This is a genomic window from Methylobacter sp. (assembly GCF_023227905.1).
Taxonomy (GTDB): Bacteria; Pseudomonadota; Gammaproteobacteria; order Methylococcales; family Methylomonadaceae; genus Methylobacter_A.
This window is the reverse complement of the sequence record NZ_JALOCF010000032.1, coordinates 36,195-51,081: the sequence shown is the minus strand read 5'-3', so window position 1 is coordinate 51,081 and position 14,887 is coordinate 36,195. Positions and strand designations below refer to the sequence as shown.

Annotated in this window: 17 protein-coding genes and 1 tRNA gene; 7 read left to right on the top strand and 11 right to left on the bottom strand. The window is 51.2% G+C overall.

Annotated features, from left to right (window positions below):
• A partial coding sequence (locus M0R47_RS13455) for a hypothetical protein (protein ID WP_292555698.1) occupies nt 1–1,027 on the top strand: 1,027 nt, incomplete at its 5' end.
• 10 nt (nt 1,028–1,037) lie between these two features.
• Nucleotides 1,038–2,015: a hypothetical protein gene (locus tag M0R47_RS13450; protein WP_292555696.1), complete on the top strand. Its 978-nt coding sequence runs from the start codon at nt 1,038–1,040 to the stop codon at nt 2,013–2,015.
• Between the two features lie 186 nt (nt 2,016–2,201).
• On the opposite strand, the gene M0R47_RS13445 is transcribed toward M0R47_RS13450, so the two are convergent.
• The 11 genes from M0R47_RS13445 to speE all read right to left on the bottom strand — a co-directional run bounded on the left by M0R47_RS13445 (nt 2,202) and on the right by speE (nt 10,474).
• Nucleotides 2,202–2,723: a hypothetical protein gene (locus tag M0R47_RS13445; RefSeq protein WP_292555694.1), complete on the bottom strand. Its 522-nt coding sequence runs from the start codon at nt 2,721–2,723 to the stop codon at nt 2,202–2,204.
• Between the two features lie 132 nt (nt 2,724–2,855).
• Complete coding sequence (locus tag M0R47_RS13440; protein WP_292555692.1) at nt 2,856–3,086, bottom strand: hypothetical protein; 231 nt, start codon at nt 3,084–3,086, stop codon at nt 2,856–2,858.
• A gap of 97 nt (nt 3,087–3,183) precedes the next feature.
• The gene (locus tag M0R47_RS13435; RefSeq protein WP_292555690.1) at nt 3,184–3,615 is read right to left on the bottom strand and encodes a hypothetical protein; all 432 of its coding nucleotides are present in this window, start codon (nt 3,613–3,615) and stop codon (nt 3,184–3,186) included.
• Nucleotides 3,616–3,618: 3 nt separating this feature from the next.
• Nucleotides 3,619–4,689, bottom strand: a complete 1,071-nt coding sequence (locus M0R47_RS13430; RefSeq protein ID WP_292555689.1) for a site-specific integrase — start codon at nt 4,687–4,689, stop codon at nt 3,619–3,621.
• A gap of 123 nt (nt 4,690–4,812) precedes the next feature.
• Nucleotides 4,813–4,889, bottom strand: a tRNA-Arg gene (locus M0R47_RS13425).
• 32 nt (nt 4,890–4,921) lie between these two features.
• On the bottom strand, nt 4,922–6,925 hold the full coding sequence (gene rep / locus M0R47_RS13420; protein WP_292555688.1) for a DNA helicase Rep: 2,004 nt from the start codon (nt 6,923–6,925) through the stop codon (nt 4,922–4,924).
• A gap of 102 nt (nt 6,926–7,027) precedes the next feature.
• Nucleotides 7,028–7,330 carry a type II toxin-antitoxin system RelE/ParE family toxin gene (locus tag M0R47_RS13415; RefSeq protein ID WP_292555687.1) on the bottom strand — a complete coding sequence of 101 codons (303 nt, stop codon included), beginning with the start codon at nt 7,328–7,330 and terminating at the stop codon, nt 7,028–7,030.
• On the bottom strand, nt 7,327–7,560 hold the full coding sequence (locus tag M0R47_RS13410) for an addiction module protein (RefSeq protein WP_292555686.1): 234 nt from the start codon (nt 7,558–7,560) through the stop codon (nt 7,327–7,329). The genes M0R47_RS13415 and M0R47_RS13410 overlap by 4 nt, the downstream gene beginning before the upstream one ends.
• 114 nt (nt 7,561–7,674) lie before the next feature.
• Entirely contained in the window at nt 7,675–9,183 is a 1,509-nt protein-coding gene (locus M0R47_RS13405; RefSeq protein WP_292555684.1) for a YifB family Mg chelatase-like AAA ATPase, read from the bottom strand.
• Between the two features lie 21 nt (nt 9,184–9,204).
• Complete coding sequence (locus M0R47_RS13400; RefSeq protein WP_292555683.1) at nt 9,205–9,498, bottom strand: accessory factor UbiK family protein; 294 nt, start codon at nt 9,496–9,498, stop codon at nt 9,205–9,207.
• Between the two features lie 127 nt (nt 9,499–9,625).
• Nucleotides 9,626–10,474 (bottom strand): polyamine aminopropyltransferase, encoded by an 849-nt coding sequence (gene speE, locus M0R47_RS13395; protein ID WP_292555681.1) that lies wholly within the window; start codon nt 10,472–10,474, stop codon nt 9,626–9,628.
• Between the two features lie 87 nt (nt 10,475–10,561).
• Here speE and speA point away from each other — a divergent pair, with 87 nt between their 5' ends.
• Genes speA through M0R47_RS13370 form a run of 5 tightly spaced genes read left to right on the top strand, consistent with a single transcriptional unit; the run spans nt 10,562 to nt 14,870 of the window.
• Nucleotides 10,562–12,400 carry a biosynthetic arginine decarboxylase gene (gene speA / locus M0R47_RS13390; protein ID WP_292555679.1) on the top strand — a complete coding sequence of 613 codons (1,839 nt, stop codon included), beginning with the start codon at nt 10,562–10,564 and terminating at the stop codon, nt 12,398–12,400.
• A 40-nt stretch (nt 12,401–12,440) separates the two neighbouring features.
• On the top strand, nt 12,441–12,704 hold the full coding sequence (locus tag M0R47_RS13385) for a DUF2024 family protein (RefSeq protein ID WP_292555677.1): 264 nt from the start codon (nt 12,441–12,443) through the stop codon (nt 12,702–12,704).
• 39 nt (nt 12,705–12,743) lie between these two features.
• Complete coding sequence (locus tag M0R47_RS13380; RefSeq protein WP_292555675.1) at nt 12,744–13,613, top strand: NAD(P)-dependent oxidoreductase; 870 nt, start codon at nt 12,744–12,746, stop codon at nt 13,611–13,613.
• A 50-nt stretch (nt 13,614–13,663) separates the two neighbouring features.
• Nucleotides 13,664–13,834: a rubredoxin gene (locus M0R47_RS13375; protein ID WP_292555673.1), complete on the top strand. Its 171-nt coding sequence runs from the start codon at nt 13,664–13,666 to the stop codon at nt 13,832–13,834.
• Nucleotides 13,835–13,856: 22 nt separating this feature from the next.
• Entirely contained in the window at nt 13,857–14,870 is a 1,014-nt protein-coding gene (locus tag M0R47_RS13370) for an FAD-dependent oxidoreductase (RefSeq protein ID WP_292555671.1), read from the top strand.
• Nucleotides 14,871–14,887: the final 17 nt, after the last annotated feature.

The following is a 14,887-nucleotide window of genomic DNA, read 5'->3' as shown; positions in this document are numbered from 1 at the left end:
CCTGCCTTGGTCGCTCGAGCTGATCGAGCGCTTCAAGGAGCGCTGGGATTGGGGGGGGCTCTCCGAGAACGAAGGCTTGCCTTGGTCGCTTGAGCTGATCGAGCGCTTCGAGGAGCGCTGGAATTGGCGGGGGCTCTCCGAGAATGAAGGCCTGCCTTGGTCGCTTGAGCTGATTGAGCGCTTCGAGGAGCGCTGGGATTGGTGGCGGCTCTCCAGGAACAAAAGCCTGCCTTGGTCGCTCGAGCTGATCGAGCGCTTTGAGAAGCGCTGGTATTGGGGGGGGTTCTCCGAGAATGAAGGCTTGCCTTGGTCGCTTGAGCTGATTGAGCGCTTCGGGGAACAGCGGAATTTGGAGATGCTTTCCGAGATCGAAAGCTTCGAAGAAGAATGTGATTTTTTCGAGAATAAAGAAGACCTGCAATGGGATTGGTATATGCTTTCGAAGAACGAAAGCCTGCCTTGGTCGCTTGAGCTGATCGAGCGCTTCGAGGAGCGCTGGTTTTTGGGTGGTTTTGGGGGTTGGCTTTCCAAAAACAAAAGCCTGCCTTGGTCGCTCGAGCTGATCGAGCGCTTCGAGGAGCGCTGGGATTGGGAGGGGATTTCCGAGAACGAAAGCCTGCCTTGGTCGATCGAGCTGATCGAGCGCTTTGAGAAGCGCTGGGATTGGGGGTTGCTCTCCAAGAACGAAGGCTTGCCTTGGTCGCTTGAGCTGATCGAGCGCTTTGAGAAGCGCTGGAATTGGGGGGGGCTCTCCGAGAACGAAGGCTTGCCTTGGTCGCTTGAGCTGATCGAGCGCTTCGAGGAGCGCTGGAATTGGGGTGGTTTTGGGGTTGGGCTTTCCAAAAACAAAAGCCTGCCTTGGTCGCTCGAGCTGATCGAACGCTTCGAGGAGCGTTGGTATTGGGATTGGGAGGAGCTCTTCAAGAACGCAACCCTGCACCTACTCACGCTTCGCCCTGCGGATATCGTCGCGATCATGGAGCACCATTTTGGTGCCAACATCGCTACGCTTTCACCGTCAAGTTAGCCTTCTTTTTATGCCAACCATTCCTTACACCGCACAGAACTTCAACTCGCATTGGGGCGCTTTGCTGAAGGGTTATCACCCACTATCAGTCACATGGGAGGAATTGGTCTGGTCCGCCATTACTGTCGGAAAGCCAGGCATAGCTGAGTTGTTTTCACACGGTTGGTACTCGCTTAGTGACGTCATTGTTCGCTCACATATGATCTATGCGAATCTACGCCAGACTCTGTCGCGCTTCGAAAAATCAACTCTCTATGACTCGCTTGATCCAACTGAGAAGGGTGCTACCTCTTACTTTGTCGGAATGATGGCTGCAAAGCTCGTGGCAGCACGGCTCTTGAATACTCCATGGTTATTCCATTTGTCCCGTTTCAAACAGGATGGTGGGATGTTAACCCTCAAAGGAAACTCGCAACCTGACCTCATTGGACTAAATGGACGTCGCGACTGGATCATAATTGAAGCTAAAGGGCGGACGAATGGTTTCAGTTCTGATGCACTTTTGAAAGCGAAGGCTCAGACTCGCAAACTCCGACAAATCAATGGACAGTGTCCCGCTCTCCGCGTCGGGATCCAGGCTTACTTTTCTCCTTGTCTCGAACTTATGCTTGATGATCCAGAACCAGAGGAATTCGATGACGATGCCGTGGACGTCGTTGCTGAGCAGGCCGACCTTCTGCGAGGCTACTATTCATTCGCACACTCGGTCACTAGAGGTAGCAACGACGTCCGTACGGTTCTCGGACGTCAATATGCATTTTACCGCGTCGAAGACGTTGGCCTGACAATAGGCCTTGACCGCAGCATTCAGTCATCATTCGACGATTCCAGTATCTGTGATATCGTCGGTGAGCTGAGAACGGCTGATGAACCAGCTGTCCTAAAAGATGGGGCGTTTACAACATTTCCTGACGGGATAGCCATACAACTTGATGGTCGCTGGACCAAGAACCTTATGCTTCGCCAACCTGGGATGCGCAATGGCTAACCACTTGCCTTTGAAATCGGCGCTTCGCGTCGCTCGCACAGACCGGTTACGTCCAACGTTATGCGGCAGCTTTTGGGTGCTTACCTGCTATTAATAGAAAGATACCGATAGACGGCTAGTGGCCGGAAGCGGTTCTTCATTTTTTATTTAAAAAATAATGTTAGAACAAATTTGAACTTAGTTTCGTTATGTCAAATCAGAGCCAGATTTTTTAACATTTGCCCCTGTTTCGCAGTCGCTTTTTTCTGCATTAGTAAAATATTTCCTTCTATAACGCGGATCAACCTTGCACTGATTTTCTGGCTTCCATAGGTTGGAAGGCTGCCTTGTGGGGGAGACATCGAGCTTGCCGCCGCATTCCTCAATAGCCAACCACGTTACGGCATACAATGAGCATTTATTTCTGCCACCTTGCCGCGTCAACTCGATAAATCCGTAGGCAAGTAATTCGGTTAAAGCACTTTGAACAGAGCCCTGCGATGTCCATCCATACAGTTTCGTAATTGAAGGTGCGACGGACAGATCCCCATTGTTTTTACCATTTAACTGCGCTACAAGATTGTCGAGTAAATGTGCTGCTTTATGAGTCAGTACGGAAGCGGGTGACGGCCTTCCGTTTTTTGTATCAGCACGAAAAATATGATGGGGCTTGGCCGCAAAGGTATGTTCAGATCGTCTACCCTTGACCTTCAGCCGGTTTTTAGCCATTTTTAATACCCAGATTTAATTTTTGCGCTGTAACCGTCCAGTCTGCGGTCGTCATCGGTCTCCGGCTACGCCCCAATCCGAAGGCGCCGCTATCAGCCGGATATGGACTGGACGGTTCAGCTCAGTTATGACTTAGCTGCGTTGTTTAGCAAACCATTCCGAAAACCGAACAGTATGGATATAGAGTTTGCGGCTCACGCACACGATCGCGCCGCAATCGGAGAGTCCATTGCTGTCCCGGTGTCGTGCAAGCCAGCGCAACTGGGATTGAGTAAGCTTATTGGAATGCTGCTGGGCGAAATCGTCCAACAGCGTAAAGTCAGACAGGGTGTCTGGAGTGGAAGTCATGCTTTCTGTGTTCATATAAAACCTTTTGAGTTACAACGAAGATTAAATTAACACAGCGTATTTTGATGAATTAGACAGAAGTACCCTTCGCAAGCAAGAGGACTTAAATATCTTATTTTTTCCTTTTATAACGGCTGACCGCACGCTGAATTGCTCCTGGAGTGGCCGTTTCTTCATCCAAACGGTAACCCATGGATTGAGATACTTTTAACTGATTATTAAACAATGCAGCAGCAACCTCATAGGCTCTCATTTTTTTAAGGGTTTTGCGCGCATTCATAAGCTCATCCATCCATTCTAGCGCCTCCCTTTCGTCCTGAGCCAAACCTTCTATGTCATCAATACAGCCAGCCTTGACCCAGCGCATGATCAGAGAAAATTGACGATCTAGAGTCATGTCAGGCTTGGGTTCCGCTTCTGAAATCAGGTAATCAACGTCTCCAGCATCTATGTCGCGTGCATCCGTTAAAGCCGTTTCATACCAGCGCAGCATGGAAGCGATACGGTCGGTGTTTTCGGGACGATGGGAGGGGTTCTTTTTCATATTTCAGTAATCCATGATTTTGCTCATTACACGCTCGCTTACCTTGCTTTTATGCTCGGTAGAAAGATGAGCGTAGCGAAGAGTGGTCGATATATCTCTATGTCCCAAGATTTCTTTAGCATCATGGAGAGTCGCTCCATTCATGACTAAATAGCTTGCAGCGGTATGACGCAGATCGTGAAACCGAAAATTCTCGATCGCTGCTTGTTGAAGAGCTTTATGCCAATGCTTTTTAAACTCCATAGGTTGATTCGGTTTGATTTCGGAGGGAAACACCAGCGCCGTGCCGACGCCCCTAATTTTCTTGAGCTCGTTGAGCGCCGGTGTCGGAACAGGACAGACTCGAGGATCTCCGTTCTTAGTCGTTGCCAGGAACGCTAACCCTTTATCGAAATCGATATCTCGCCATTTCAAATTGAGCATTTCGGATTTGCGCATGCCAGTGCAGGTCGCCAATAAAACGAGAGTATAAAGCCGTGGCCAGGAGGACTGCTTACAGACATCGAACAAGCGCTCGCGTTCGGTATCGGAGAGATAGCGAACACGGCTGTTGTCCACCTCCAGGCAATTGGTTTTTTGCAGCGGATTGGAATTGATATAACTTTCTTGAAGTGCGTATTTGAATAAGCCGCCTAGTGTTCCGCGGTGGCGGTTTACAGTAGCTGGTGAACGCGTTTTCTGGAGCGCTTTGGTTCTGTTGGTGCCATCGCCGCGCAGGCAATGCCCATTTTGGAAGTCCTTGAGCTTTTGGCGAAGTAATAGACCGGTGATGTCGGTCAGTTTGTAGTGGCCCAATTCCTTAGACCAATAAGTGAGCCGATAAACCTGATTTTGGTCGCGCTTGTTCCATTGCCGCGCATATTCATCAGCGAGGTTTGCGAACGTCATTGATGCGCCACGTAAACCTAACGCTTCCATTTTTTCATGATCAGCGTCGATGGGTTTGGCCCAAGCTTCTGCGTCGCCGCGCCGGGTGAAATTTTTGCTCTTTAGATGTTTGCCGTTTTTATCACGGATGATGGCTTTATAGGTAATGCCAGTTTTGCCTTGGATTTTACGAATGATATACGCCATAAAAAAACTCCTCGCGTCGGATTGCGAATCGGCGTAGTGCCCAAATTAGTGCCCTAGCCGTGTTTTTCTAGCGTTTTAACCGATGACGTATGAAAATAATCCATTTATTTTCATTAACTTAAATGGCGCGCCCGAGACGATTCGAACGTCCGACCACAGCCTTCGGAGGGCTGTACTCTATCCAGCTGAGCTACGGGCGCGTAGCGTATATTCTAACCGATCGGCGCTGCAATTACGACAACATTGTTTTCAAGTGCGCCAGACTCGCCTTGCCGCGCTCTTTGATAACTTCCGGGTCCAGCTGTTTTTTGTTGACCCATTCCAGGTCGTCTTCGGGCAATTCGCTTAAAAACCGGCTGGGCTCGCATTCGGCAATTTCGCCGTAACGCTTGCGATGGGTGCAGTAGCTGAACGTGCAGGTGCGCTGGGCGCGAGTGATGCCGACGTAAGCCAAGCGGCGTTCCTCTTCTATGTTGTCGGTTTCGATGCTGTTTTGATGGGGCAGGATGTTTTCTTCGATGCCGATCAAAAACACATGCGGAAATTCCAAGCCTTTTGCAGCATGCAAGGTCATCAGGCTAACCTGATCGCTGGCCTCGTCTTCCTGGTTGCGCTCCATGATGTCCATCAGCATGATTTTGGAGACAATTTCCGCCAGCGGTTTTTGGCCGTCGGTTTCCTTATCGGCGATGCGTCTTAGCCATTCGATCAGTTCGTAGACATTTTTCATTTTACGGTCGGCGGATTCCTTGGTCTTGCTCTCTTCCTGCAAATGCTGCGGATAGCCGATTTGATCGATGAACTGCTCGATGACTGCAAACGTATCACCCTGTTCTATACGGTCGGCGGTATCGATGACCCAGTCGCGGAATTTTTTCAGCCGATGTATGGCTTTTTCGGACAGCCTTTGGCTCAGGCCGAACTCGGTGCTGGCCGCAAACAGGCTGATGTGCCTCTCGTTGGCATACGCACCAAGCTTTTCCAAGGTGTTCGGGCCGATTTCGCGTTTGGGCGTGTTGATGACGCGCAAAAATGCCGCGTCGTCATCTTGATTAACAAACAAGCGCAGGTAGCCGAGGATATCCTTGATTTCCGAATAGGCGAAAAACGAGGTACTGCCGCTGATAAAATACGGGATGTTGTTTTCCCGCAGGCCCTTCTCGAACAAGCGGGACTGATGGTTGCCGCGATATAAAATCGCATAATCCTGGTAATTGCTGCCGGTCTTGAACTTATGATGGATAATCTCGGACACAATCTGCTGAGCTTCGATCTGCTCGTCTTTATGGCTCAAAACCCGTAGCGGATCGCCGTAACCCAGCTCGCTCCACAGGCGTTTTTCAAAGGCATGGGGATTGTTGGCGATCAGCTGGTTGGCGACTTTCAGGATACGCCCAGTGGAGCGGTAATTTTGCTCCAGTTTGATAACTTGCAGGCGGGCATAGTCTTTTTGCAATTGCGCCAGGTTTTCCGGCTGCGCGCCCCGCCAGGCATAAATGGACTGATCATCATCGCCGACCACGGTAAACCGGCCCAGGTTACCGGCGATCAGGCGCACCAGCTGGTATTGGGTGATATTGGTATCCTGGTATTCATCAACCAGCAAGTAGCGGATTTTGTTTTGCCACTTTTCCAGGATAGCCGGGTGTTGTTGAAACAGCAGCACCGGCAACAGGATCAGGTCGTCGAAATCGACTGCATTATAGGCTTTTAGGCTGCGGGTGTAGTCGATGTACAGATTGGCCGCCGGGTATTCATTGGCTTTTGCAATGGTTACGGACTGTTCCGGCGTAACAAAGGCGTTTTTCCATTGGCCGATTTGCCGCGAATAGCTATCGATGTTGTCGATATCGCAATCTTTTGCGCCGTGGCTGATCAAGTTGCGCAGCAACGTATATTTATCTTGCTCGTCAAACAGCGTAATACCGGCTTTATAGCCCAGCGTCTTGGATTCCGCCCGCAATATATCCAGGCCCAACGAATGGAAAGTCGACACCCGCAGGCCGCGTTGTTGCTTATCGTCCAGCAGTTTGGACACCCGGCTTTTCATTTCCCGCGCGGCTTTGTTGGTGAAGGTCACCGCCGCAATATGCCGCGCAGGCAGGCCTTGCTTGACCAGGTAAGCGATTTTTTCGGTAATCACCCGCGTCTTGCCGCTGCCCGCTCCGGCCAGCACCAATAAGGGATGATCTATCGCTTTAACAGCGGCTTGTTGTTGGGGGTTTAGTTTGGACATTGATACCTTAAAAAGCTCACCACGAAGACACGAAGAGCACGAAGTTTTATATTTTTTCTTCGTGTCTTTCGTGCTTTCGTGGTGTTTTTTCTGTGACTTACGTTACTGATTATTTGCAGACCTATTGCGCCAATATCCTGGTTCACAGTGGCAATGCATGACGGCAAGAATAAGCACGCAATCCTTTTCAATTGAGTAAAGAACGGCATAAGGAAAAACACGGGTTAAACATCGGTGAATATCATCTTCAATTATCGGCCAGCTTTCAGGCGCTTCAACTATTTGTTGGATGACATGCTCGACCGCTGACATGAAGCGTAGTTCTAATCCAGGCTGGCAATTTGCATAATATCGAGCGGCATCTTCATATTCGGAAAGCGCCTCTGGATGAAACTCAAACCTCACTTTGCAACAGATTTCCGTACACGCTCCAAAGCATTCTGTCCTGGGATAGTAGCCACCGCACCACTTCTGACATCATCACGGCGAGTTCGGGCTTCAGCCGCCCAAAGCTGTCGGATATAAACATCCTCCAAAGGATCAAGACTCTCAACCAAACGATCGGCAAGCAATGCGCGTGCATCGCTGGGAAGAGCAAGCGCCTCTTCGGCTATTTGTTCAATAGTGAAACTCATGATTAGGACTCCGATTGTGTTACTTAAAAATATCTTGTTTGTCCCCAGTATAGCTGGCTCCCAAGTTGAGGTTGTGAACCGGCGTAATATATACATTCTATACAACAAAACGCATTAAATTTTACGATCCAGCTTGCGATAGCTGATCGCTTCGCTTAAATGCGCGGTTTCTATATTTTCCGACTGCGCTAGGTCGGCAATAGTTCGTGCCAGTTTCAAAATCCGGTGATAGGCTCGATGCGACAGGCCGAATTTGTCCATCGCCTGCTCTAAAATCTGGTGGCTCGGTTCGGACAGCACGCATAGCTGTTTCACTTCCTTGGCCGTCAATGCCGAATTGGCTTTGCCGCTGCGCGCAACGGCCAAGTTGCGGGCCGCAACTACCCGCGCCCTGATTTGCTCGCTGGTTTCCTCGCCGTCCGGCGAACCTTTGCGCAATACTTCATGCGAAATTCTGGGCACTTCCAAATGCATGTCGATACGGTCGAGCAACGGGCCGGATACTCTAGCCCGGTAGCGCATGACTTGCTCGGACGTGCAATGACAACGGCCCGACGCATCGCCCAAAAAGCCGCAAGGGCATGGATTCATCGCCGCAATCAGTTGGAAGCGCGCCGGAAAATCGACCTGCCTCGCAGCGCGGGAAATGGTGATGTGACCAGTCTCCAGCGGCTCCCTTAACACTTCCAGAACCTTGCGGTCGAATTCCGGTAATTCGTCCAAAAATAACGTTCCATTATGTGCCAGCGATATTTCTCCGGGCCTCGGATTTCCGCCGCCTCCAACCAGGGCCGCCGCCGAGGCGGTATGATGCGGAGCGCGGTACGGCGGCTTTAACCAATTCGCAACGTCCAGGCCCTGATCGCTGATTGATGCGATCGCGGCAGTTTCTTGCGCCTGATGCTCCGTCAGCTGCGGCAAGATGGTCGGCAAGCGCGATGCGATCATCGACTTTCCGGTGCCGGGCGGGCCCAGCATAATCAGGTTATGCGCGCCGGCGGCGGCAATCTCGAAGGCTCGCTTGACGTGATATTGACCGTGCACATCGGCAAAGTCTATGTCGATTGCCTTTACGGCCTGCTGTTCCTGCTGAAACTCGGCCTGTATCAAGCGTTGCCCGGTCAGATGGGAGCATACTTCCAGCAAATGCATGGCCGGAATGATTTCAATATCCTTGACCAGCGCCGCTTCGGCGGTGTTTTCCTTGGGCAGGATCAGTTTCCGGTCATTGTTTCGGGCTTGTATCGCAATCGGCAGCACGCCGCTGATAGCCCGCAGCTCGCCGCCCAATGACAGCTCGCCGACGCATTCGTAATGATGCAGATGAGCCACCGGAATCTGGCCGGACGCCGCCAGTATGCCCAATGCGATAGCCAGATCGAAACGCCCGCCTTCCTTGGGCAGGTCGGCGGGAGCCAGGTTGACGGTGATGCGCTGCATCGGAAACTCAAACTTGGAGTTTAATATCGCGCCCCGGACGCGATCCTTGCTTTCCTTAACCGCAGCTTCCGGCAGGCCGACGATATTAAGCGCCGGCAGGCCGTTGGAAATGTGGACCTCGACGGTCACCAGCGGCGCTTCTATGCCGGAGCGGCCGCGGCTGTAGATAACTGCTAACGACATGGCGACTTATCGACAGCGTGATCAGTCGTCAATCGGCTCTTCTTTGCTTGGAGAAAACACTTCTTCCTTGTTCAACAACTGCTGCTCCATTTCGGCGACGCGTTTTTCCAGGTCTTCGAGCTTCGAGCGGGTTTTTGCCAACACCAGCTTTTGCACCTCAAACTCTTCGCGGGTCACCAAGTCCAGCTTGCCTAACGCGCCTTGTAAAATGGCATGGAAGCTTTTTTCAAGATCGTCTTTCAGGCCGCTTAAGCCCGGAGGTATGGCGCCAGCCAAACGGCTGGCAATATCATCAAAGGATTTAGGATCAAACATTATCGCAATCTCATATTATGGTTGGTCGGGTAACCTAATAAAAGCATCACCACGAAGGCACGAAGAACACGGAGAAAAGCAAAGTACAAACCTTCGTGTTCTCTGTGTCCTTCGTGGCAAAAATCACTTATAAATTAAACGCTTTTTTAACGAACTCAGGCTGCGCCAAAGCTGCTTTGTGTATATCGACGTTGTAGTAAGTCGTGTCAAACGGCTTGTTCGCGCTATCCGCTTCCCTGAACTTGCTCAGATCGCCTTTGCTGGCAATCGTCGCGCTCCACCAGCCGGACGGATACAGGCACTGCGGGAAAAACAAAGTCTGCAAATGCTTTAAACCGGCATTGCTCATTGCATTACGCATTTCACCGATCAGTTTCATGTGGTACAGCGCTGACTCGCTTTGTTGCACGACCATGCCGTTTTCCGACAGGCAGGCAAAGCAGTCGCGGTAAAACTCTTCGCTGAACAAGCCTAAAGCCGGACCAACCGGGTCGGTGCTGTCGACGATGATAATATCCACCGAATTCGGCGCCGCATCTTTGACCCATTTAATACCGTCGATGAATTTCAGGTCGGCTCTGGGATCGTTGTTGGATTCGCATAATTCAGGGAAATAAATTTCCGCCAGACGCGTCACCCGCTCATCGATATCGATCTGCACGGCCTGCTCCACCGAAGGGTGCTTCAACACCTCTCTTAATGTGCCGCAGTCGCCGCCGCCGATAATCCATACTCTTTTTGGATCGGGATGAGTAAACAGGGCCGGATGGCTCATCATTTCATGGTAAAAAAAGTTGTCGCGGGTTGATACCATCGTGCAACCGTCGATAATCATCAAATTGCCGAAAGTTTCGGTCTCATAGATTTCAAGGTGTTGAAACTCGGATTGCTCCTCGTGCAGCTTCTTTTTAATTTTTAACGAAAAGGCCGAGCCGGCGTCTGCGTGTTGCTCGGTAAACCATTCGGATGGGTTCATAGTGTGGATTCCTGGAAAAATAAACGCATAAAGATTTAACCATTATATTAGAATTCGGCATCTCACGGCACAACGGAGTTAATAAAGTTGAATTTAAGTCAAAGCAAAACCTGGACGACCCGCCAATCTGCACAAACCTACGCGATAGATAGCTGGGGACAAGGCTATTTTTCGATCAATGCCGAAGGGCATGTCAGCGTAAAGCCCAGTTCCGATAAAGACGTGGAACTGGATTTGTACGAAATCGCCCAATCGCTGAATGACAAAAAGCTGTCCTTGCCGGTGCTGGTGCGCTTTACCGATATTCTAAAAGACCGCGTTAGCCAGCTGTCCCGCGCTTTCCAAAAAGCCTGCGTCAATAACGATTATCAGGGCCGCTATACGCCGGTTTATCCGATCAAAGTCAACCAGCAACGCAAAGTAGTTGAAGGCATTTTGGCGGCCGACAATATCGGCCTCGAAGCGGGCAGCAAGCCGGAATTACTGGCGATTATGGCGCTGTCCAACAAAGGCGTGGTGGTCTGCAACGGTTACAAAGACCGCGCTTACATCCGCCTGGCGCTGATCGGCCTAAAAATGGGGCTGAACCTGTATCTGGTCATTGAAAAGCCGCTGGAGCTGGAATTGATTATCGAGGAGGCGGCGCGCCTGAATATCAAGCCGCAACTGGGCGTCAGGATCAGGCTGTCCAGCATCAGCGCCGGGAAATGGCAAAACAGCGGCGGCGAAAAATCCAAATTCGGTCTGCATGCCCATGAATTGCTGCTGCTGGTCGAGCGCCTGAGACAAACCGGTTTGCTGGACACCTTGAAGCTGATGCACTTTCACATGGGCTCGCAAATCGCCAATATTCACGACATCAAAGTGGCGCTGAAAGAAGCCGGGCAGTTTTACGTTGAGCTGCATCGTCTGGGCGCTAATGTGAAAATCGTCGATGCGGGCGGCGGGCTGGGCGTGGATTACGACGGCAGCCATTCGCGGCGCGAATCGTCGATCAACTACAGCCTGGATGAATACGCCCAGAATATCGTGCGCAGTTTTGCCGATATTTGCGCGGAAAAGCAGGTGCCGCAGCCGGACATCATCACCGAATCGGGCCGCGCGCTGACCGCCCATCATGCGGTATTGATCACCAACGTGACCGATATCGAATCGGTTTACGCCAACCACGCCGAACTGCAAGCCCTGCCGGAGCCGGACAACCTGGTCGAGCATTATCATGATGCGCAGTTCGACTTATCGGAAGCCCGCGCCCAATTTACCCAGGACAAACTGAGCATTACCGGACTGGCCGAGGCGGAGAACAACTATGCTCTGCTGTGCCGCCAACTCCAGGCCAAGCTGAATCCCAATAATCAAAGCGAAGCCGCGATATTGCAGGAATTGAACGAGAAACTGGCCGATAAGGTGTTCTGCAATTTCTCGCTGTTCCAGTCCATGCCCGACATCTGGGGCATCGAGCAAATCTTTCCGATCATGCCGATCCACCGGCTGAACGAACAGCCCACGCGCCGCGCCGTGATCCAGGATTTAACCTGCGATTCCGACGGCCGTATCGACCAGTATATCGACGGGCAGAATATCGAAAAAACCCTGCCGGTGCATGAAATCGACAGCAACGAACCGTACCTGATCGGCTTTTTCATGCTCGGTGCCTACCAGGAAATATTGGGCGACATGCACAACCTGTTTGGCGATACCCATTCCATCAACATCGAACTCGACGACCAGGGTTATCATTTTTACGACCTGCATGAAGGCGAGTATGTCTCCGACTTGCTCGATTATGTGCACATCAATTGCGAAGACTTGAAAACCGCCTATAGGGAAAAACTGGCTGGTAGCGATCTGAGCGAACAGCAGCGGCAGGAATATGAACAGGAGTTGCTTGCCGGGCTGACGTCTTACACTTATTTAGCCAAATAAAAGTTACTCAACCCTACGGATTCAACCAGGGAGAAAACCGATGACTATTTCGTATGTATTCGACACTTACGCAAAAACCGCAGAAGGCAGAAAACTGCATTTTAATGTGGTATTGGACGAAGAAGATCAGCAAAAAGCGATTAATTATGCCAAACACTGGCTGACCAGCATTAATCTGGAAGATGCAGTCGTAACTCCCGAAAACTGTTACTTCTATCACAGCGTCGAAGCTCCGGCAGCCATGAGAGCCGACATCGACAAACAAGGATACGCTATTTACAAAATGGAAGGATGCCCTAAATAACGCAAACCGGTTACATTCAAGCAAGCGTGGAGAAATAGCATGAAAGCAGGCATGATCGGCCTCGGTGCAATGGGCATCGGCATGGCTAAAAATATCGCCAAAGCCGGATATCTGACCGGCGTTTATAACCGCACCACGGCAAAGGCGCAAAATCTGGCCGAAGAATTGGATCTCATCGCCTTCGACCAGCCGGAAGAACTGGCTGCAATCGTCGATGTCGTGCTGATTTGCGTCTCCGCCGATCAGGATGTGCTGGCAATGATTGAGGCGATAGCCCTTACCATCAAGCCCGGCACTATCGTCGTCGATATGTCCACAGTCAGCAGCGATACCGCAAAGCAAGCCGCCGCGATGCTGGCCGAAAAACAGGCGGCTTTCCTCGACGCGCCGGTTTCGGGCGGCGTCGAAGGCGCCAAAAACGGCACACTGGCGATGATGGTCGGCGGTTATGCGAATGTGCTGGAACAAGCCCGCCCGATCCTGGAAGCCATGACCGGACGCATCATGCACATGGGGCCAACCGGTTCCGGCCAGGCCGCCAAGGCAGTCAACCAAATCATGGCCGCGGGCATCAATCAGGCGGTGACTGAAGCGCTGGCTTTTGCTCAGGCTCAAGACCTGCCCATGGATAAGGTGATCGAAGTCATTTCCGGCGGCGCCGCAGGCAACTGGTTTTTGCAGCACCGCGGCCCGACCATGACCCGAGGCACCTTCGCGCCGGGCTTTAAACTGGCGCTGCACCATAAAGACCTGCTTATCTGCCAAAGCATGGCAAAACAAACCGGCGCATCGACTACGTTGATCGATATGACGATTGCCGATTATGAGCGGCTAATGGCGGAAAATTACGGGGAGGAAGATATTTCAGCGCTGTATCGATTAAAGACTGAGATTCGGATTGAAAATTAACCTAGACCTGTTAAAGTCAATCGAGCTTTAAACATCAAAGAGGAATAACTATGCCTGATTTCAAAAAATACCAATGCAGCGTTTGCGGCCATATCTATGATGAAGCGGAAGGCGACCCGGATACCGGCATTGCGCCAGGCACCTTATGGGAAGACATCCCTGACGATTGGCGTTGCCCGGAGTGCGGCGCGGAAAAAAGCGCATACAATTTATTGGTCTAATTAATTCTTGTCAGGAAACACAATGCAGATTGTCATCATCGGCTCTGGCGTGGCCGGCGTCAGCTTTGCCGAAAAATACCGCGCATTATCGCCCGATGATGACGTTACCCTGGTAACCCGTGAACGTGACGGCTATTATTCACGGCCGCTGCTGTCCCGCGGTTTCACCATGGCCGATATCGAACAAGCCATTATCCTGAAGCCCTTTGACAAACTGCGCGAAAGCAACATCAATGTACTCTGCGGCGTGGATGTAACGGCTATTAATCGTAGCGATAAATCGATCGACATCACAGGCGCTTCCCAAGAACAAACCTTGCACTACGATAAACTGATACTCGCTCAAGGCTCTTCCGCATTCATTCCGCCGCCATACAGGCCGTATGAGAAGCTGTTTTTTTGCTTGAACAGCTTGGTTGATTTGAAGGCGTTGCGACAATTTCGGCAAGATTTTTTAAACCAAAATCAGCGGCCCAACTGGGCGATTGTCGGCGGCGGTTTAATCGGCTGCGAGGTGGCATCCGATTTGGCGGTAGCAGGAGATGACGTCACCCTGTTTCATGCATCGGATCGGCTAATGGAACGTCAGTTGGTGGCCGAGGATTCGGCATTATTGCAAAAGGTGTTGCAGGATTCCGGCGTCAAGGTATTGCTGAATCAGGCGGTAAAAGAATTCACCAAGGAAAATGACAAGGTTGGCGTCAAAACCGATGTAACCGTCGAGTTTGACGGCTTGCTGGTCGCTTGCGGATTCAAGCCGAGAACCGAGTTGGCCGAACGTGCGGGCCTTGAAACCGGCCGCGGTATCAAGGTTAACCAGCAGTTGCAAACCAGCGACGAGTCCATTTATGCGCTGGGCGATGTCGCCGAGCTGCCGAACGGAAAGCTGTACGCCTTTATTTTGCCGATACGCAATCAGGCCTTATGGCTGGCGGAATTTCTGGCCGGACAAAAACAGGGCGATTGGACGCCGCCGGTTTTTACCCCCAAAGCCAAAGTGCATGGTTTTGAGGCCGCTCATCCTTATAATGTCTGATATTAATTAAGAATTGC